Genomic DNA, 14,701 nt, shown 5'->3' on the forward strand with positions numbered 1-14,701 from the left:
GCGCTCACTCCTCAGGTCGGCTGACGACCACGGTGGCGGGACGCAACTGCTGTCCGTTTTCTCCGTAACCTGGCCGCAAGACCTCGATCACGGTTCCGGAGGGAAGGTCGGGTTGGGTCACCACACTGACCACTTCGTGGAGCTCCGGGGAGAACGGCACACCGACCTCGTCGTGGCGCTCGAAGCCGAGCCGTGACAGTATCTGCACCGCCTGGTCCCGGATTGCCTTCACACCGTCGACGACAGTCTGCGGGTCACTACCCGCATGTGCCAGCGCAAGCTCCAGGTTGTCCAGCACCGGCAGCCACGCCGCCGATACCCTCGCTGTCTCCGCGGCGCGTTCACGGTCGAGATCTTTGGCATACCGCTTGCGCAGGTTGTCCAGATCTGCGAGGGCCCTGCGCCAGCGGTCCTCGAGTTGAGCGAACTCAGCCCCCGTGTCGGTGCGATCAGGCGCCGTCTCGGTCTGATCCCCGTCGGTACCGTCGGTAGCCGGCTCGGTCGTCGAATGATCAGCAGATCTGTCCATCAGGTGCCTCAGCTTCGATCGAATTCGGCGTCGATCACGTCGTCGTCATCCGACGACGCAGCGTCTCCACCGCCAGCCTGGTGTCCGTCGCCGCCGCCGGCCTGGACCGGGGCGAGCCCATAGAGCAGCTGCTGCAGCTCCGAGGTCAGTGGCTGTACCTCCGCGGGTGAAGCACCGTCCTTCACAGCTTTCCTGGCGTCGGCGACCAGCATCTCGGCGCGCGCCTTGTCGTGCGGTGGCGCACTCTCACCGAGTTCGGCCAGTCGCCGTTCCACCTGATAGGCAACCGAATCGAGCTCGTTACGCGCGTCGACAGCCTTGCGCAGCGCCTCGTCCTCACCCCGGTTCCGTTCGGCCTCCGCGAGCATCCGCTCGACCTCACCCTGATCCAGGTTGCCCTGCTCACTGATCGTGATGCTCTGCTCCTTGCCGGTGTCCTTATCCCGAGCGGTGACGTTGAGGATGCCGTTGGCATCGATATCGAACGTGACTTCGACCTGCGCCTCGCCGCGTGGCGCAGGTCGGATGTCTTCGAGCCGGAACCGGCCCAGCACCCGGTTGTCGGCGGCGCGTTCGCGTTCGCCCTGCAGGACCACGACGTCCACGGCGGACTGATTGTCCTCCGCGGTGGAGAACACTTCACTGCGCCGGGCCGGGATCGTCGTGTTGCGCTCGATGATCTTGGTCATCACCCCGCCCTGCGTCTCGACGCCGAGGGACAGCGGGGTGACATCGAGCAACAGCACATCGGAAACCTCACCCTTGAGCACGCCCGCCTGGACGGCGGCACCGAGCGCGACGACCTCATCCGGGTTGACGCCCATGTGGGGATCCTTACCGCCGGTGAGCCGGCGAACCAGCGCCTGCACCGCCGGAATCCGTGTCGAACCACCGACCAGGATCACCTCGTCGATATCGTTGGCGGTGACCTTGGCGTCACTCATCGCCTGCTTCACCGGACCGAGGCAGCGTTCCACCAGATCCGCCGTCAGATCCTCGAACTTCGATCGCATGATCGTGGTGGTGAGGTGCTTGGGACCGTTCGCGTCAGCAGTGACGAAGGGCAAGTTGACCTGCGCCTGCGTCACCGAGGACAACTCGACCTTGGCCTTCTCCGCGGCCTCGAAGAGGCGCTGCAATGCCTGCGCATCCTTGCGCAGATCGATGTTCTCGGCACGCTGGAATTCGTCGGCGAGGTAGTCCACCAGGCGCCGGTCGAAGTCGTCGCCGCCGAGGTGGGAGTCGCCGGCCGTGGACCGAACCTCGACTACGCCCTCACCGACGTCGAGCAGACTCACATCGAACGTGCCGCCGCCCAGGTCGAACACCAATACGGTTTCATGGACCTGCTTGTCCATGCCGTACGCCAATGCCGCCGCGGTCGGCTCGTTGATGATTCGCAGAACTTCGAGGCCAGCGATGCGGCCGGCATCCTTGGTGGCGTTGCGCTGCGCGTCATTGAAATAGGCCGGAACGGTGATGACCGCTTCCTTCACCTTCTCGCCAAGGAACCTGCTCGCGTCGTCGACGAGCTTGCGCAGCACCAGTGCACTGATCTCCTCCGGCGCGTACTTTTTGCCCCGCACGTCGAATCGCGCCTCACCGTTGTCACCCGGCACGACGTCGAAGCTGACCGCTTTGGCCTCCTCAGAGATCTCATCGTAGTGACGCCCGATGAAGCGTTTCGCCGAGTAGATCGTGCCCTTCGGGTTCAAGATCGCCTGTCGTCGGGCCAGCTGACCCACCAGGCGCTCGCCACTCTCAGTGAAGGCGACCACCGACGGCGTCGTCCGCGCACCCTCGACATTGGAGATCACCACCGGTTCGCCGCCTTGCCAGCTTGCGATGACCGAGTTGGTGGTGCCCAAGTCGATGCCTACCGCAGTTGCCATGATTCATTCCTTTCGATCGGTCCGGCCGGTGAGAAGGCGGACGGCTTCGTCCGCGACCTCGACGTCGGCGAGGACTTCGTAGTGACGTGGTTGTGTAGGGACATGGTCGTAAGGACTGGGAACGAGGTGAAGTCGCGCTGGCTGCCCTGTCCTGTGATGCGTGCATGAGCAGGCCGAACGGAGCGCCGACAACGGCACCGAAGATCGGCGCGTAGAAGCTGAGATCGAGGCGTGTACACGGCGGCCGGCCTCGGTGGAGTAATCCAAAAATCCAGCCTAATGGTGTAGCTGTCCACGCGCCCGCGGCGGCGCGGGCGCGGCCCAACGGTAGTTCAGTGTGCCGATGACCTATTCGACCGGCTCGATGTCCTGGCGCGCGATGGCTAGTTTGCCTACTGCGAAATGCTGGCCGGAGAGGTCGTCGACGTCGTTTTCAGTTTCGGCGAAGTTGGCGAACGTTACTATATTTGAGGGGCAGATCGGTGCGGACGTACCGTGGTAGTCCCGCCACTGGACTCTATCACCTCCCTGCCTGATGGGTTGGCCGGCCAGAATATCTCCGTGTGGTGCCGCTGCCGCGGATGCCTGGGGTTTTGCGTAGGGGCAGTCCCAGTGTCATCCGATGCGGTTCGGCCGCAGTGAGAATTGTCGCGTCAGGATTGCGTGAGTTCTGCATGTACCTAGCCTCTACTCGGTCCGGGGCACTTCTCAGTATCGCCCAGAACGGTGCCTACCGTCATGGAATGGGGGAATCGACGCGGCGGGCTCAAGTATTGGTCGTAACCCTGCTGATTGGAGAGAAGTGTGCGGATGGGACGAAGAGAGCAAGACGGGAGTCGAGTGTCGACAACGCTTGAATTCGAGGCCGATGCGACGGTGGAGAACGAGAGTACCGTGTCGGTGTGTGGCTAGTGTCCTGAGTCATTAATTTCGTTCGGTTGTTAGGCTAGGGAATGGCAACCCGGGGTCCGCGAGCAGTGGATGTTGTTCTGACCGATGACGAGCGCCGTGAGCTCGAAGGGTGGGCGCGTCGGCGAACGACGGCCTCGGGTTTGGCGATGCGATCACGAATCGTTCTCGCTGCCGCTGATGGCGGGTCGAATACCGAAGTGGCACAACGACTCGGCCTCAACCGAGGTACCGTGCGGCGATGGGAGCTTGTCAAGATGTCTGTGTAAGAACGTAACTCCTGATTTCTTGGGTTCGCTTTCGGTGTCTAGTTGAGGTGGGGTTCGATGCGGTCGGGGTAGGCCAGGGCGAGTTGTCCGAGGGCCTGTTTCCAGCTGGTCACGACTTGCCCTTCGACGAGTCGTCCGGGCGCTTTACGCTGACTGGCTGGCTTGCCGCGTTCCTTCTCGCGTTGCCTGGCTCGTTTGTCCTCGATGTCGCAGATAGCCAGCCAGAGCAGTTTGCGGACCGCGACGTCGTTGGGGAAGTGTCCCCTGTTCTTGATGACCTTGCGGAGTTGATAGTTCAGCGACTCGATCGAGTTGGTGGTGTAGATGACCTTGCGCAACTCGGGTGGGAAGGCCAGGAATGGGATGAATCTGTCCCAGGCGCGGTCGAAAGCCTGTGCCGCACTCGGATATGTGACACCCAACGCCGAATCTCGGAAGATCTCCCATTCTCGGCGCGCGGTCTCGGCGTCGGGGGCGGTGTAAATCGGTTTGATCGCCCGGGCGACCTGTTTGCGGTCTTTGTAGTTGATGAACCGCATCGCGTTGCGGATCAGGTGCACGACGCAGGTTTGTACGGTGGCCAAAGGCCACGTCGCCTCGATCGCCTCGGGGAATCCGGTCAGCCCGTCGCAGCACACGATCAGCACGTCCTTGACGCCGCGGTTGGCCAGATTCGCGCACACCCCGGCCCAGAACTTCGCGCCCTCTTCAGCCTGTATCCAGATGCCCAGCACATGCTTGACGCCAGCCATGTCGACACCAATAGCTATGTGGGCGTGCTTATTTCGAACGTGAGCACCGTCTTTGACCTTGACCACCAGGGCATCGAGATAGAGGACGGGATACAACGCTTCCAGCGGCCGGCTCTGCCATTCATCGACCGCGTCGCAAACCTCGTCGCAGATCTTGGAGATCGTCTCATGCGACAGATCGGTGCCCACCGTGGCGGCCAGATGATGTTGGATGTCGCGTAACGTCATGCCTCCGGCGTACAGCGAGATGATGATGTCATCGAGGCCGCCGAGCCGACGCGATCCCTTCGGCACCAGACGTGGGGTGAAGGTGCCGTCACGGTCACGAGGGACCTTCAGCTCGACCGGCCCCGCCTCAGACGCCACCGTTTTCGGGGTTGATCCGTTGCGGGCGTTGGGCAGTTCCCGGCCTGCCGGGTCGCCCTTCTCGTAGCCGAGGTGATCGGTCAGCTCGGCCTTCAAACCGCGTTCGAGGGCGAGTTTGATCAAGCCCGGAATCAAGCCACCGTCCCCGGTGACCTGCACCTGACCCGAATCGATCTGGGCCAACAACTCATCGACCATGCCCGAGGCCTGCAACGCTTCGGCCACCTCCGCAGTCGAACGCGGCTCTGCGAGCTCAGGCAGCGGTGGGTGGTCGTCGTTGTCCTGCTGCTTGTCGTCTAACGCCATGCTCATAAATCTTCCTCTCACTAATGAGCACTGGACTTACACAGACCATCTGACACCCCCGGCGATGGCGAGGCCGGTTCGTCGAGCACCGCTGCGAGGGGTTGCTCGACGAACCCCGGCCCGGGCGACCTCGCACCGTCGACGACGAGCAGATCAAAGACCTGATCACCGCAACTCTCGAGACCACTCCGAAGAATGCGACACACTGGTCGACGCGGGCGATGGCTGAGCATCTCGGCATGTCGCAGTCAACTGTTTCGCGTGTATGGAGAGCGTTCGGATTGGCTCCACACAAACAGGATTCGTGGAAGCTGTCGAAAGATCCCATGTTCACCGAGAAGGTCCGCGACGTCGTCGGGCTCTACATGAACCCACCCGAACGTGCCCTGGTGCTCTGCGTTGACGAGAAGACCCAGATCCAAGCTCTCGATCGCACCCAGCCGATCTTTCCCATGCTCCCGGGCACCCCGCAACGGGCCAGCCACGACTACGTGCGCAACGGCACCTCCAGCCTGTACGCGGCGTTGGACATCGCGTCGGGAAAAGTCATCGGTTCGCTTCACTCACGGCATCGCGCAACAGAATTCATCGGATTCCTCCGCAAGATCGACGCCGAAGTACCCGACGAGCTCGACGTCCACCTGGTCATGGACAACGCCTCCACCCACAAGACACCCGCGGTCAAACGATGGCTGACCGCGCACCCACGGTTTGTTGTCCACTTCACCCCCACCAGCTCATCCTGGATGAACCTCGTCGAACGCTGGTTCGCCGAACTGACCACCAAGAAACTCCAACGCTCCACCCACCGCACCGTACGAGCACTCAATGCCGACATCAGAGCGTGGATCGAGACCTGGAACGACAACCCCCGCCCCTACGTGTGGGTCAAGACCGCTGACCAGATCCTCGACTCCATCGCCCACTACTGCACACGAATTAATGACTCAGGACACTAGTCTGCCTAATTCTCCATTCTGATCCTGGGAAGTATCGAGCGATCCGTTACACCGAACGCCTCGCCGAAGCCGATGCGGTGACTTCGGTTGGCTCTAAGGGCGATTCGTACGACAATGCGATGGCCGAGGCGTTCAACTCGCTGTTCAAGGCCGAATGCATCCGCAACCCAATCATGCGCCCTCGAGGTGGTTGGGGTGGTGTCGGCGAGGTCGAGATCGCCGGGGGGTGTCAGATGGTCTGTGTAAGTCCAGTGCTCATTAGTGAGAGGAAGATTTATGAGCATGGCGTTAGACGACAAGCAGCAGGACAACGACGACCACCCACCGCTGCCTGAGCTCGCAGAGCCGCGTTCGACTGCGGAGGTGGCCGAAGCGTTGCAGGCCTCGGGCATGGTCGATGAGTTGTTGGCCCAGATCGATTCGGGTCAGGTGCAGGTCACCGGGGACGGTGGCTTGATTCCGGGCTTGATCAAACTCGCCCTCGAACGCGGTTTGAAGGCCGAGCTGACCGATCACCTCGGCTACGAGAAGGGGGGCTGGTGCACGAGTAGGTGACATCTGATCTGGCTTGCCCTGCCGGGCGGCCTGGAAGGATGCCAGCTGTGCCCAAGCCCTATCCCCAGGAGTTCCGCGACGACGTTGTCCGCGTCGCCCAGAACCGTGAAGACGGTGTGACTCTCGAACAGATCGCTGCCGACTTCGGTATCCACCCGATGACCCTGAACAAGTGGATCCGCAAGGCCGACGTGGAGGCCGGGATCAAGCCCGGCACCACGTCGGCCGAATCGCGTGAGCTGCGCGAGGCCAAGCGGCGTGTGCGCCTGCTTGAACAGGAGAACGAGGTCTTACGCCGGGCGGCGGCGTACCTGTCCCAAGCGAATCTGCCGGGAAAAGGTGGTACCCGCTCGTGAGTGAGCTGGCCGCTGACGGCATCCCCGTCACGGTGGCGTGTCGGGTACTCAAGATCGCTCGCCAGCCCTACTACCGGTGGCGCAAGAACCCGATCACCGACGCCGAGCTCGCCGAGGCGTACCGGGCCAACGCCCTGTTCGACGCCCACCGCGAAGACCCGGAGTTCGGCTACCGCTACCTCGCCGACGAGGCCGAAGCCGCAGGCGAGAAGATGTGCCGGCGGACGGCGTGGCGGATCTGCTCCGCCGGCGGCTGGACCAGCACCATCAGCAAGAGAGGCCGCGGCAAGCACCGCAAGGCCGGCCCGCCTGTACACGACGATCTCGTCAAGAGAGACTTCACCGCGCCCGGCCCCAACGAGCTGTGGCTGACCGACATCACCGAGCACTGGACGGCCGAGGGCAAGCTGTACCTGTGCGCGATCAAGGACGTCTACTCGGGCCGGATCGTCGGGTACTCGATCGACTCGAGAATGAAGTCCCGCCTGGCCGTGGCCGCCCTGAACAGCGCTGTCGCCAGGCGAGGGGACGTGGCCGGCTGCGTTCTGCACAGCGATAGAGGGTCTCAATTTCGTTCGAAGAAGATGCAGAAGGCCATCACCCGGCACGGCATGCTCGGGTCGATGGGCAGGGTCGGTGCGTGTGGTGACAACGCGGCGATGGAGAGCTTCTTCTCGCTGCTACAGAACAACGTCCTCGACCGTCGATCCTGGGCCACCAGAGACGAGCTCCGGGCCGCCATCGTGCACTGGATCGAACGGACCTACCACCGCCGCAGACGACAGGACCGCCTCGGCAGATTGACCCCCATTGAATTCGAGACCATCATCAACCACGAGGCCCCTCAGGCCGCGTGACTAACCCTGTCACCTATCCGTGCACCAGGCCCCCGTGTTGCAAGAGTGTGGCGCTCACATGCTAGACAACTCTGCCGACCCCGCCTGCACGTTCCCTCTGGGTCAGACCCTCACGGCCGGGCTTTCCGACGATGACCCTGCTCTCATCGCACAACGCACGGTCAGCAAAACCGTCAGCACCGCGATGTCCATCCCACGAGATGGAGTTACGGCGGACTCCGATACCGCCATACTCGACGCCGTCTCGTTTCTCGCTGACGCAAGGGTTTTGGCGATTCGCCTCAAGCGCGATGCGGACTGGAGTAAAGCAGCCAATGAACACTCCTCCCATTTCACTGGCCTGCTTGAGAACCTCACAGCAACCGACGTCGATCGCGGGTCGCTACTCGACGTCGCAGCTACCGCCACATCCGTCAGCATCCTCTCCGCCGACAATGCGACCGCCGCCGAGATGCTGCGCCTGCTGCTTCCAAGCTTCGGAACCGTCCTCTCACGAACAAGCGGGTACCGATACACAGCGCGCACCAACAAAGGTGGCCGCTTAGAGTCGATCTTCTGTGGTGCTAGCCAGGCGAATGACATAAACGCGCTAAAGCAGACATGGCGTCGTCCCCAGACATCGGGAGAACTCACCAGCCCACAGCACGCTGCAGTGTCCTCAATCCCGCAACGCATGTGGCCAACCTGGGCGGTTCGGCTCCTCATCCCCGGTCTCAACGAAGACTACGGGGCTGTCGGTCTCTCGCTGGCAACGGTCATCGCTGTCACGGGAAAACCGGTTGCTGATTGCGCAACGCTCCTCGGCATCGATGAAGACCCACGCCACATCGGTTCGGTCTGGCACAGAGCAGGAAGCGCGCGACTCCCACGGTCAGTCCTATCAGCCATCACACGACTCGGCGACTACCTCGTCGACCATCCAGGCAAGATCGACTACGACCGCCGTCGTCAACTGGACTACTCACAGCTCCTGCCCGAGGACAAATGGCGTCAGATCGCTACCGAACACGGCGTAGATATGGGGCGCCACGAACTGGCACGCGATTTTCTCTACCGGCGAGTCACACTGAACTACCAGCGAACACGGGGAGTCGCGGCATCCGATCGACGCACGCGCGAGGTACCTCGACTCCTTGCATTGCTCAGCCCGCAGATCGTCGAGGCGCTTGACCACCAGGCGAGTGTGTTCCTCAACAGCCTCGGAATTGACGAACCAGTGTGCGCAGAACCACCGATCGATCTGATCGCCGACCTAGACCTACCGGGGCCACCTGTGCCCCTACCACGGGACGACATCACGAACCTACTGCGCGCAGATAACCTATCGGTACGCGATGCGGCACGCGCCCTCGCGATCTCCCCTGCCGCACTGCGCATATACCTGAACGATCAACCTATCCAACGATCAACGAGACGCCGCATTCGAAGAAGTAAGTCGTCTGGTCAGCGTCCCGAAGCACCCCCGTCTGACAGCCGCAGCAGTGACGCGGCAGTGCATTCGAACACGGCGCCAGACGCACGCCGAGCGACGCTACCGTCGCGCGACACACTCTACGACGCGTACGTCACCCGGCGGCAGACCGTCCGCGAGATAAGCCGCGATCTCGACCTGAGCGAACACAAGGTGCGTATCCTTCTCCGTGAAAACGGAATTGAGGTCCGTGGACGGAAGACAGTTTCGGTCGACACCGCGCAGATCGTCGACCTCTACGTGACGCAGAACCAGCCGTCGACCGAAATCGCACGCCAGCTCGGTGTGTCGAGGACCACGATCACCAACCGCCTTCGCGAAGCTGGCATCACGATTCGCACTGGCGGCACGCAAGAAGGGGCGTCGGTTGTGTCCTTGCCCATCGAAGAAATCAAACATCTCTATGTCGATGAGCTCATGACTCTTGAACAGTTGAGCGTTCGGTACGGTGTGTGCAGACCCACGATTGCTCGCCGCCTCAAGGATAGCGGCGTCGTCATTTTTCGAGGCCGTCGAGTGGTGGATTACACCGCAACGCGCAGGGTCGAAGTGTCTACCCCAGTTGACGACGCAGTACCGCCTGCCGCGATTTCACCTGACGCGATCAAATCACTCTACGTCGACCGGAAACTAACGCTCCGCGCAACCGCCAAACGTTTTGGCATTAGTGAGTCTAGGCTTTGCGAAATAATGCGCGAGCAAGGCATCGCTATCCGTACTCCATCACGTCGCCCTCCTGGGGCCGGACGCGTTCGGCTACTGCCGATTGAAGAACTACGAGATCGCTACCTCAACAAGCATCAATCGATTGCCGATATTGCTGCTGCACTCGACGCCGCCCCCTCCACGGTCGGTAAGAGGATGCGCGCTGCAGGAATCATTCCCGCAGCTGCTCCCGAATCAAAAAAGAAATTAGTGCCCGGTGAGCTACTCAGGAAAAGGTACGAAGAAGAGGGGTGCCTAGTCAAAGACATTGCACACGAGTTCGGTGTTTCAAACGCGTGTATATACGAATGTTTGCATCGTGAAGGCATCCCCCTCCGCCGACCTCGAGGGAAATCGGTATGATGAAACTGCTGGTCACGGGATAGAGTCAGTCTTTGAGTGCTGACATGCAGTGGCCGGCGACCATATCGAGCAGCCGCGCCGGACCCGCCCCGTCAACGATCGGGGTCAGGGCGTCGAGCAAGTTCACGAAGCTCGTGACCCTTGCCCGCGAACGTCTATCACCCGAACAAACGCTTCGCTGGTGGTTGCATGGTGATGCTAGTGGCGAGACCTGGAACTGGTCAGATGGTCGGCGACGTCTGTGTCGGGATCGGCGACGACAGCGACATGGATCCCGACTTGGTATGCGAGGGTAACGAGAGCGTCGAGGCTGAACTTCGAGATGCGGCCGTTCATGAGTTCAGAGACTCGCGGTTGGGGGATGTCGAGGTTGGCGGCGGCAACGGTCTGCGACCAGCCGAATGTGACGATACGTTCGCGCAGTGCACGCATCAAAGCTGCTCGGACGCGCATGTTCTCAGCTTCGGCAGGGGTGTCCATGATGTCATCCCATACGCTCACTGGTCCTCCTTTATGCGATGCTGGGCAATGGGTGCGAGCTTGTGAGTGACGCTTCGCTCCGGATCCAACTTTGTGTCGAGCGGTCGTCTGTGTCTTTTTGGGTTATATCGTCGCTAGCGCGTATTCGAGACCTTCCGGCGACGTGAGACAAGTCATCGTGTATCGGCTCGAACAGATTCAGTTCGGCTCCAAGTCTACGACTGGCATGCCATGCCAAGTCAGGTGGCGTGTCCCCCGTGAGCCGGTCCGGGTTGTTTTAGAGTCCTGATTGCCCTGATGAGGGCGGAGAAGGGACGATGAAGAACATGGCAGGACGCAAGCGTCACTCGGCGGAGGACATCGTGCGCAAATTGCGCCGGGCCGATGAGTTGGCCGCGGAAGGCAAGACCGGCGAGGAGATCGCTGCCGATCTCGAGGTGTCGGCGGCCACGTTGTACAACTGGCGCCGCCAGTACGGCGGTATGGACGGCGACGCCGCGAAGGAACTCAAAGAGCTGCGCGAGCAGAACAGCCGACTCAAGCGGCTGCTCGCCGATGCCGAGCTCGAGAAAGACGCGCTGCGGGAGATCGCCAAGGGAAAATTCTGAGCCCGACCGCCAAACGCGCCGCCATCGACATGCTCAAGGACGTCAAGAACATGTCAGAACGCATGGCGTGCAAGGTAGTTGGGCTTTCCCGTTCCGCCTATCGACGGCTGCCGCAAGCGCACACCCCGGCCGACCCCGACGCCGCACTGCGCGAGCAGCTACGCACGTATGCCCGCAAGAACCCCCGGCACGGGTTCCGGCGCGCGTGGGCACACCTGCGCTTCGACGACGGCATCGAGATCAACAAGAAGAAAGTGCATCGGTTGTGGAAAGAAGAGGGCCTGCAAGTGCGGCGCGCTCGGCGCCGCAAACGCGCCGGCCAGTCATCGGTCCCGGTCGTTGTCGCGGACGCACCGAAAGTGGTGTGGGCATTGGACTTTCAGTTCGATTCCACCGTGGATGGGAAGAAGATCAAGATCGCGTCCATGGTTGACGAACACACCCGGATGTCGTTGCTGAACATCGTGGACCGCTCGATTCCGGCTGAGCGGTTGATCGAGGAGTTGGAGAAGACGTTCGCGATCTGGGGTGGCCCGCCGATGGTGCTGCGCATGGACAACGGCCCTGAGTTCATCTCAGAAGCCCTGCAGGCGTTCTGTGCAGGGTCGGTCGGGATCTCCTACATTCCGCCCGGCACACCGTGGAACAACGGGTTCATCGAGTCGTTCAACAACCGGTTGCGCGACGAGTGTTTGAACCGCAACTGCTGGCCCACACTGATCGAGGCCCGCGTGGTCATCGACGACTTCAAAGACGACCACAACCACCGACACCGGCACTCAGCGCTGGGCTACCAAACGCCGGCCGAGTACGCTGCCGGATGCACCCACCAACATCACCCCGTGGGCTGCGAGATCGACTGACGATCACAACAAGGAACTGGCTCTAGAACTGCCTGGACCGGTTATCGGGGACCTGCCACAGGCGCTATTCGACCGCTGCCTCCCCGCGCTGCATCTTGCCGCCAGCTTCTACCTGTCCCGCGCGCCAGATCGTGCGCCTCACCAGAGATCCGGCTTGTGGCCCTGCCGTTGCTTGCAGGAGAAATGAACCTTCGGCGACATACTCGCAATGGGAGCTCGTTCGGCGTGTCTGTTTCGCGTTCCCCGCGTCTGGTTAGACGCTCGCAACCAGCAACAACCACACATACGCCCACCCGGCACGCGGTCAGTGCCGAGGCTCGAACCGGCCAGCCGGGGCGATACACCCATGCCGGATGAAGACGACGCGTCCGAGGCGATTCGGGGCATCAGCCGATAGGAGTGAGCACACGACCGCTAGGTTGACCCGGTTGACCGACGGGATGTGTGGGCGTAAAACTAGAGGCAGGTGGTTGTCCAGGTTGACCGAAAGTGGGCTCGATGTCGGATCTGATGGATCGTAAGCAGGCGTTGCTCGACGAGTTGGGCAGCCTCTTGGATGTGCGGTTCGCCGTCGCCGAGGACTCTGGGGTTGACCCGGCGGTGTACGCGGACACCTCCCGAATTGCTAGGGCAATGATGGCGGCACTGCCGTCTGCAACCAGCGTGCATGATCAGACCGTTGGACCTTTCTACGACACTGCAGGACTGACCACCTGGCTTGATGTCAGCAAGCAGGCGCTCGCCAAACGCGTCAAGAACAACACCCTTATCGGCTGCCAGCTCGAATCCGGCACGTGGGTGTATCCGACGTGGCAGTTCACCGACGACGCCGTAGTCGACCGCCGGCTTTTGAGGGTGTGGCAAGTTTTGCGGGAGCACGCCAACGCGTGGACCGCGGCGCTGTGGATGTGCTCACCGAACGCCGCCCTCGACGACGAAACCGCCGTCGCGTATGTCAGGGGTGGCGGTGACGACGAGCTCACAGCGGCCCTCAACGCTGCCCGAGTCGATGCGGAACGCTGGGCGGCATGAGCAGCCGTGAATCGGTAGCGCTGCGTGAACCCGGCGGACGGGACTTGTCATCCTTCCCGACGGTCAGCATTCCCACGAGCGCACAGCTGTATCGAGGACATCGCACAGCCAATGGTGCATGGTTCTTCTCGAACGGAGGGGCAGGCCGTTTCGATCTCGACGCACCCCGCGGAACCTGCTACCTCGGTGTCGATCCAGACACCGCAGTCCGAGAAGTCCTGGGCGGGGCTGGTGCACGAGTAGGTGACATCTGATCTGGCTTGCCCTGCCGGGCGGCCTGGAAGGATGCCAGCTGTGCCCAAGCCCTATCCCCAGGAGTTCCGCGACGACGTTGTCCGCGTCGCCCAGAACCGTGAAGACGGTGTGACTCTCGAACAGATCGCTGCCGACTTCGGTATCCACCCGATGACCCTGAACAAGTGGATCCGCAAGGCCGACGTGGAGGCCGGGATCAAGCCCGGCACCACGTCGGCCGAATCGCGTGAGCTGCGCGAGGCCAAGCGGCGTGTGCGCCTGCTTGAACAGGAGAACGAGGTCTTACGCCGGGCGGCGGCGTACCTGTCCCAAGCGAATCTGCCGGGAAAAGGTGGTACCCGCTCGTGAGTGAGCTGGCCGCTGACGGCATCCCCGTCACGGTGGCGTGTCGGGTACTCAAGATCGCTCGCCAGCCCTACTACCGGTGGCGCAAGAACCCGATCACCGACGCCGAGCTCGCCGAGGCGTACCGGGCCAACGCCCTGTTCGACGCCCACCGCGAAGACCCGGAGTTCGGCTACCGCTACCTCGCCGACGAGGCCGAAGCCGCAGGCGAGAAGATGTGCCGGCGGACGGCGTGGCGGATCTGCTCCGCCGGCGGCTGGACCAGCACCATCAGCAAGAGAGGCCGCGGCAAGCACCGCAAGGCCGGCCCGCCTGTACACGACGATCTCGTCAAGAGAGACTTCACCGCGCCCGGCCCCAACGAGCTGTGGCTGACCGACATCACCGAGCACTGGACGGCCGAGGGCAAGCTGTACCTGTGCGCGATCAAGGACGTCTACTCGGGCCGGATCGTCGGGTACTCGATCGACTCGAGAATGAAGTCCCGCCTGGCCGTGGCCGCCCTGAACAGCGCTGTCGCCAGGCGAGGGGACGTGGCCGGCTGCGTTCTGCACAGCGATAGAGGGTCTCAATTTCGTTCGAAGAAGATGCAGAAGGCCATCACCCGGCACGGCATGCTCGGGTCGATGGGCAGGGTCGGTGCGTGTGGTGACAACGCGGCGATGGAGAGCTTCTTCTCGCTGCTACAGAACAACGTCCTCGACCGTCGATCCTTGTACTGCCCGGAGACGTTGATCGAGCCGCCACGGCCCTGGCGGTCGTGTAGCGACACCACAGTGGTCGTCAGACAAGTGACTGTTTCTGGGCCGGGGCTTCCCTAGGGTGGGTG

9 protein-coding genes and 6 pseudogenes are annotated in these 14,701 nt (G+C 62.3%); 10 read left to right on the top strand and 5 right to left on the bottom strand.

Features of this window, described 5'->3' with window-relative positions; translation table 11 throughout:
• Window positions 1-4 precede the first annotated feature (4 nt).
• The 3 genes and pseudogenes from LK459_RS12375 to LK459_RS23310 form a co-directional block, all read right to left on the bottom strand.
• Window positions 5-529 carry a nucleotide exchange factor GrpE gene (locus LK459_RS12375; protein WP_005180075.1) on the bottom strand — a complete coding sequence of 175 codons (525 nt, stop codon included), beginning with the start codon at window positions 527-529 and terminating at the stop codon, window positions 5-7.
• Between the two features lie 8 nt (window positions 530-537).
• Entirely contained in the window at window positions 538-2,421 is a 1,884-nt protein-coding gene (gene dnaK / locus LK459_RS12380) for a molecular chaperone DnaK (protein ID WP_005180078.1), read from the bottom strand.
• 3 nt (window positions 2,422-2,424) lie between these two features.
• A pseudogene (locus LK459_RS23310) lies at window positions 2,425-2,945 on the bottom strand (general stress protein).
• A gap of 429 nt (window positions 2,946-3,374) precedes the next feature.
• On the opposite strand from LK459_RS23310, the pseudogene LK459_RS12385 reads away from it, so the two are divergent.
• Window positions 3,375-3,575, top strand: a pseudogene (locus LK459_RS12385) (helix-turn-helix domain-containing protein); the annotation flags it as partial.
• Window positions 3,576-3,637: 62 nt separating this feature from the next.
• Here the strand turns inward: LK459_RS12385 and LK459_RS12390 are convergent.
• Entirely contained in the window at window positions 3,638-5,029 is a 1,392-nt protein-coding gene (locus LK459_RS12390) for an IS256 family transposase (protein WP_227918570.1), read from the bottom strand.
• A gap of 53 nt (window positions 5,030-5,082) precedes the next feature.
• Here LK459_RS12390 and LK459_RS12395 point away from each other — a divergent pair.
• From LK459_RS12395 to LK459_RS12415, 5 genes and pseudogenes are all read left to right on the top strand, one after another.
• Window positions 5,083-5,982: pseudogene (locus LK459_RS12395) on the top strand (IS630 family transposase); the annotation flags it as partial.
• 5 nt (window positions 5,983-5,987) lie between these two features.
• A pseudogene (locus LK459_RS12400) lies at window positions 5,988-6,203 on the top strand (hypothetical protein); the annotation flags it as partial.
• 55 nt (window positions 6,204-6,258) lie between these two features.
• Window positions 6,259-6,516 (top strand): annotated as a pseudogene (locus tag LK459_RS12405) (IS256 family transposase); the annotation flags it as partial.
• A gap of 68 nt (window positions 6,517-6,584) precedes the next feature.
• Window positions 6,585-7,750 (top strand): IS3 family transposase gene (locus tag LK459_RS12410; protein WP_085948641.1). Its coding sequence is split into 2 segments (ribosomal slippage): window positions 6,585-6,869 and window positions 6,872-7,750, totalling 1,164 coding nucleotides; the frame shifts between segments, so codons are not numbered across the junction.
• A 58-nt stretch (window positions 7,751-7,808) separates the two neighbouring features.
• Window positions 7,809-10,289: a hypothetical protein gene (locus LK459_RS12415; RefSeq protein ID WP_227918571.1), complete on the top strand. Its 2,481-nt coding sequence runs from the start codon at window positions 7,809-7,811 to the stop codon at window positions 10,287-10,289.
• A gap of 198 nt (window positions 10,290-10,487) precedes the next feature.
• On the opposite strand, the gene LK459_RS12420 is transcribed toward LK459_RS12415, so the two are convergent.
• On the bottom strand, window positions 10,488-10,790 hold the full coding sequence (locus tag LK459_RS12420; RefSeq protein WP_005180184.1) for a helix-turn-helix domain-containing protein: 303 nt from the start codon (window positions 10,788-10,790) through the stop codon (window positions 10,488-10,490).
• A gap of 305 nt (window positions 10,791-11,095) precedes the next feature.
• Here LK459_RS12420 and LK459_RS12425 point away from each other — a divergent pair.
• The 4 genes and pseudogenes from LK459_RS12425 to LK459_RS12440 all read left to right on the top strand — a co-directional run.
• Window positions 11,096-12,240 (top strand): IS3 family transposase gene (locus tag LK459_RS12425; RefSeq protein WP_373279128.1). Its coding sequence is split into 2 segments (ribosomal slippage): window positions 11,096-11,363 and window positions 11,363-12,240, totalling 1,146 coding nucleotides; the frame shifts between segments, so codons are not numbered across the junction.
• A 498-nt stretch (window positions 12,241-12,738) separates the two neighbouring features.
• Entirely contained in the window at window positions 12,739-13,272 is a 534-nt protein-coding gene (locus LK459_RS12430; protein WP_005180782.1) for a hypothetical protein, read from the top strand.
• Entirely contained in the window at window positions 13,269-13,526 is a 258-nt protein-coding gene (locus LK459_RS12435) for a hypothetical protein (RefSeq protein WP_053117565.1), read from the top strand. Before LK459_RS12430 ends, LK459_RS12435 begins: the two co-directional genes overlap by 4 nt.
• A gap of 40 nt (window positions 13,527-13,566) precedes the next feature.
• A pseudogene (locus LK459_RS12440) lies at window positions 13,567-14,582 on the top strand (IS3 family transposase); the annotation flags it as partial.
• Between the last annotated feature and the right edge of the window lie 119 nt (window positions 14,583-14,701).

It is taken from the genome of Gordonia otitidis (genome assembly GCF_020735545.1).
Classification (GTDB): domain Bacteria; phylum Actinomycetota; class Actinomycetes; order Mycobacteriales; family Mycobacteriaceae; genus Gordonia; species Gordonia otitidis.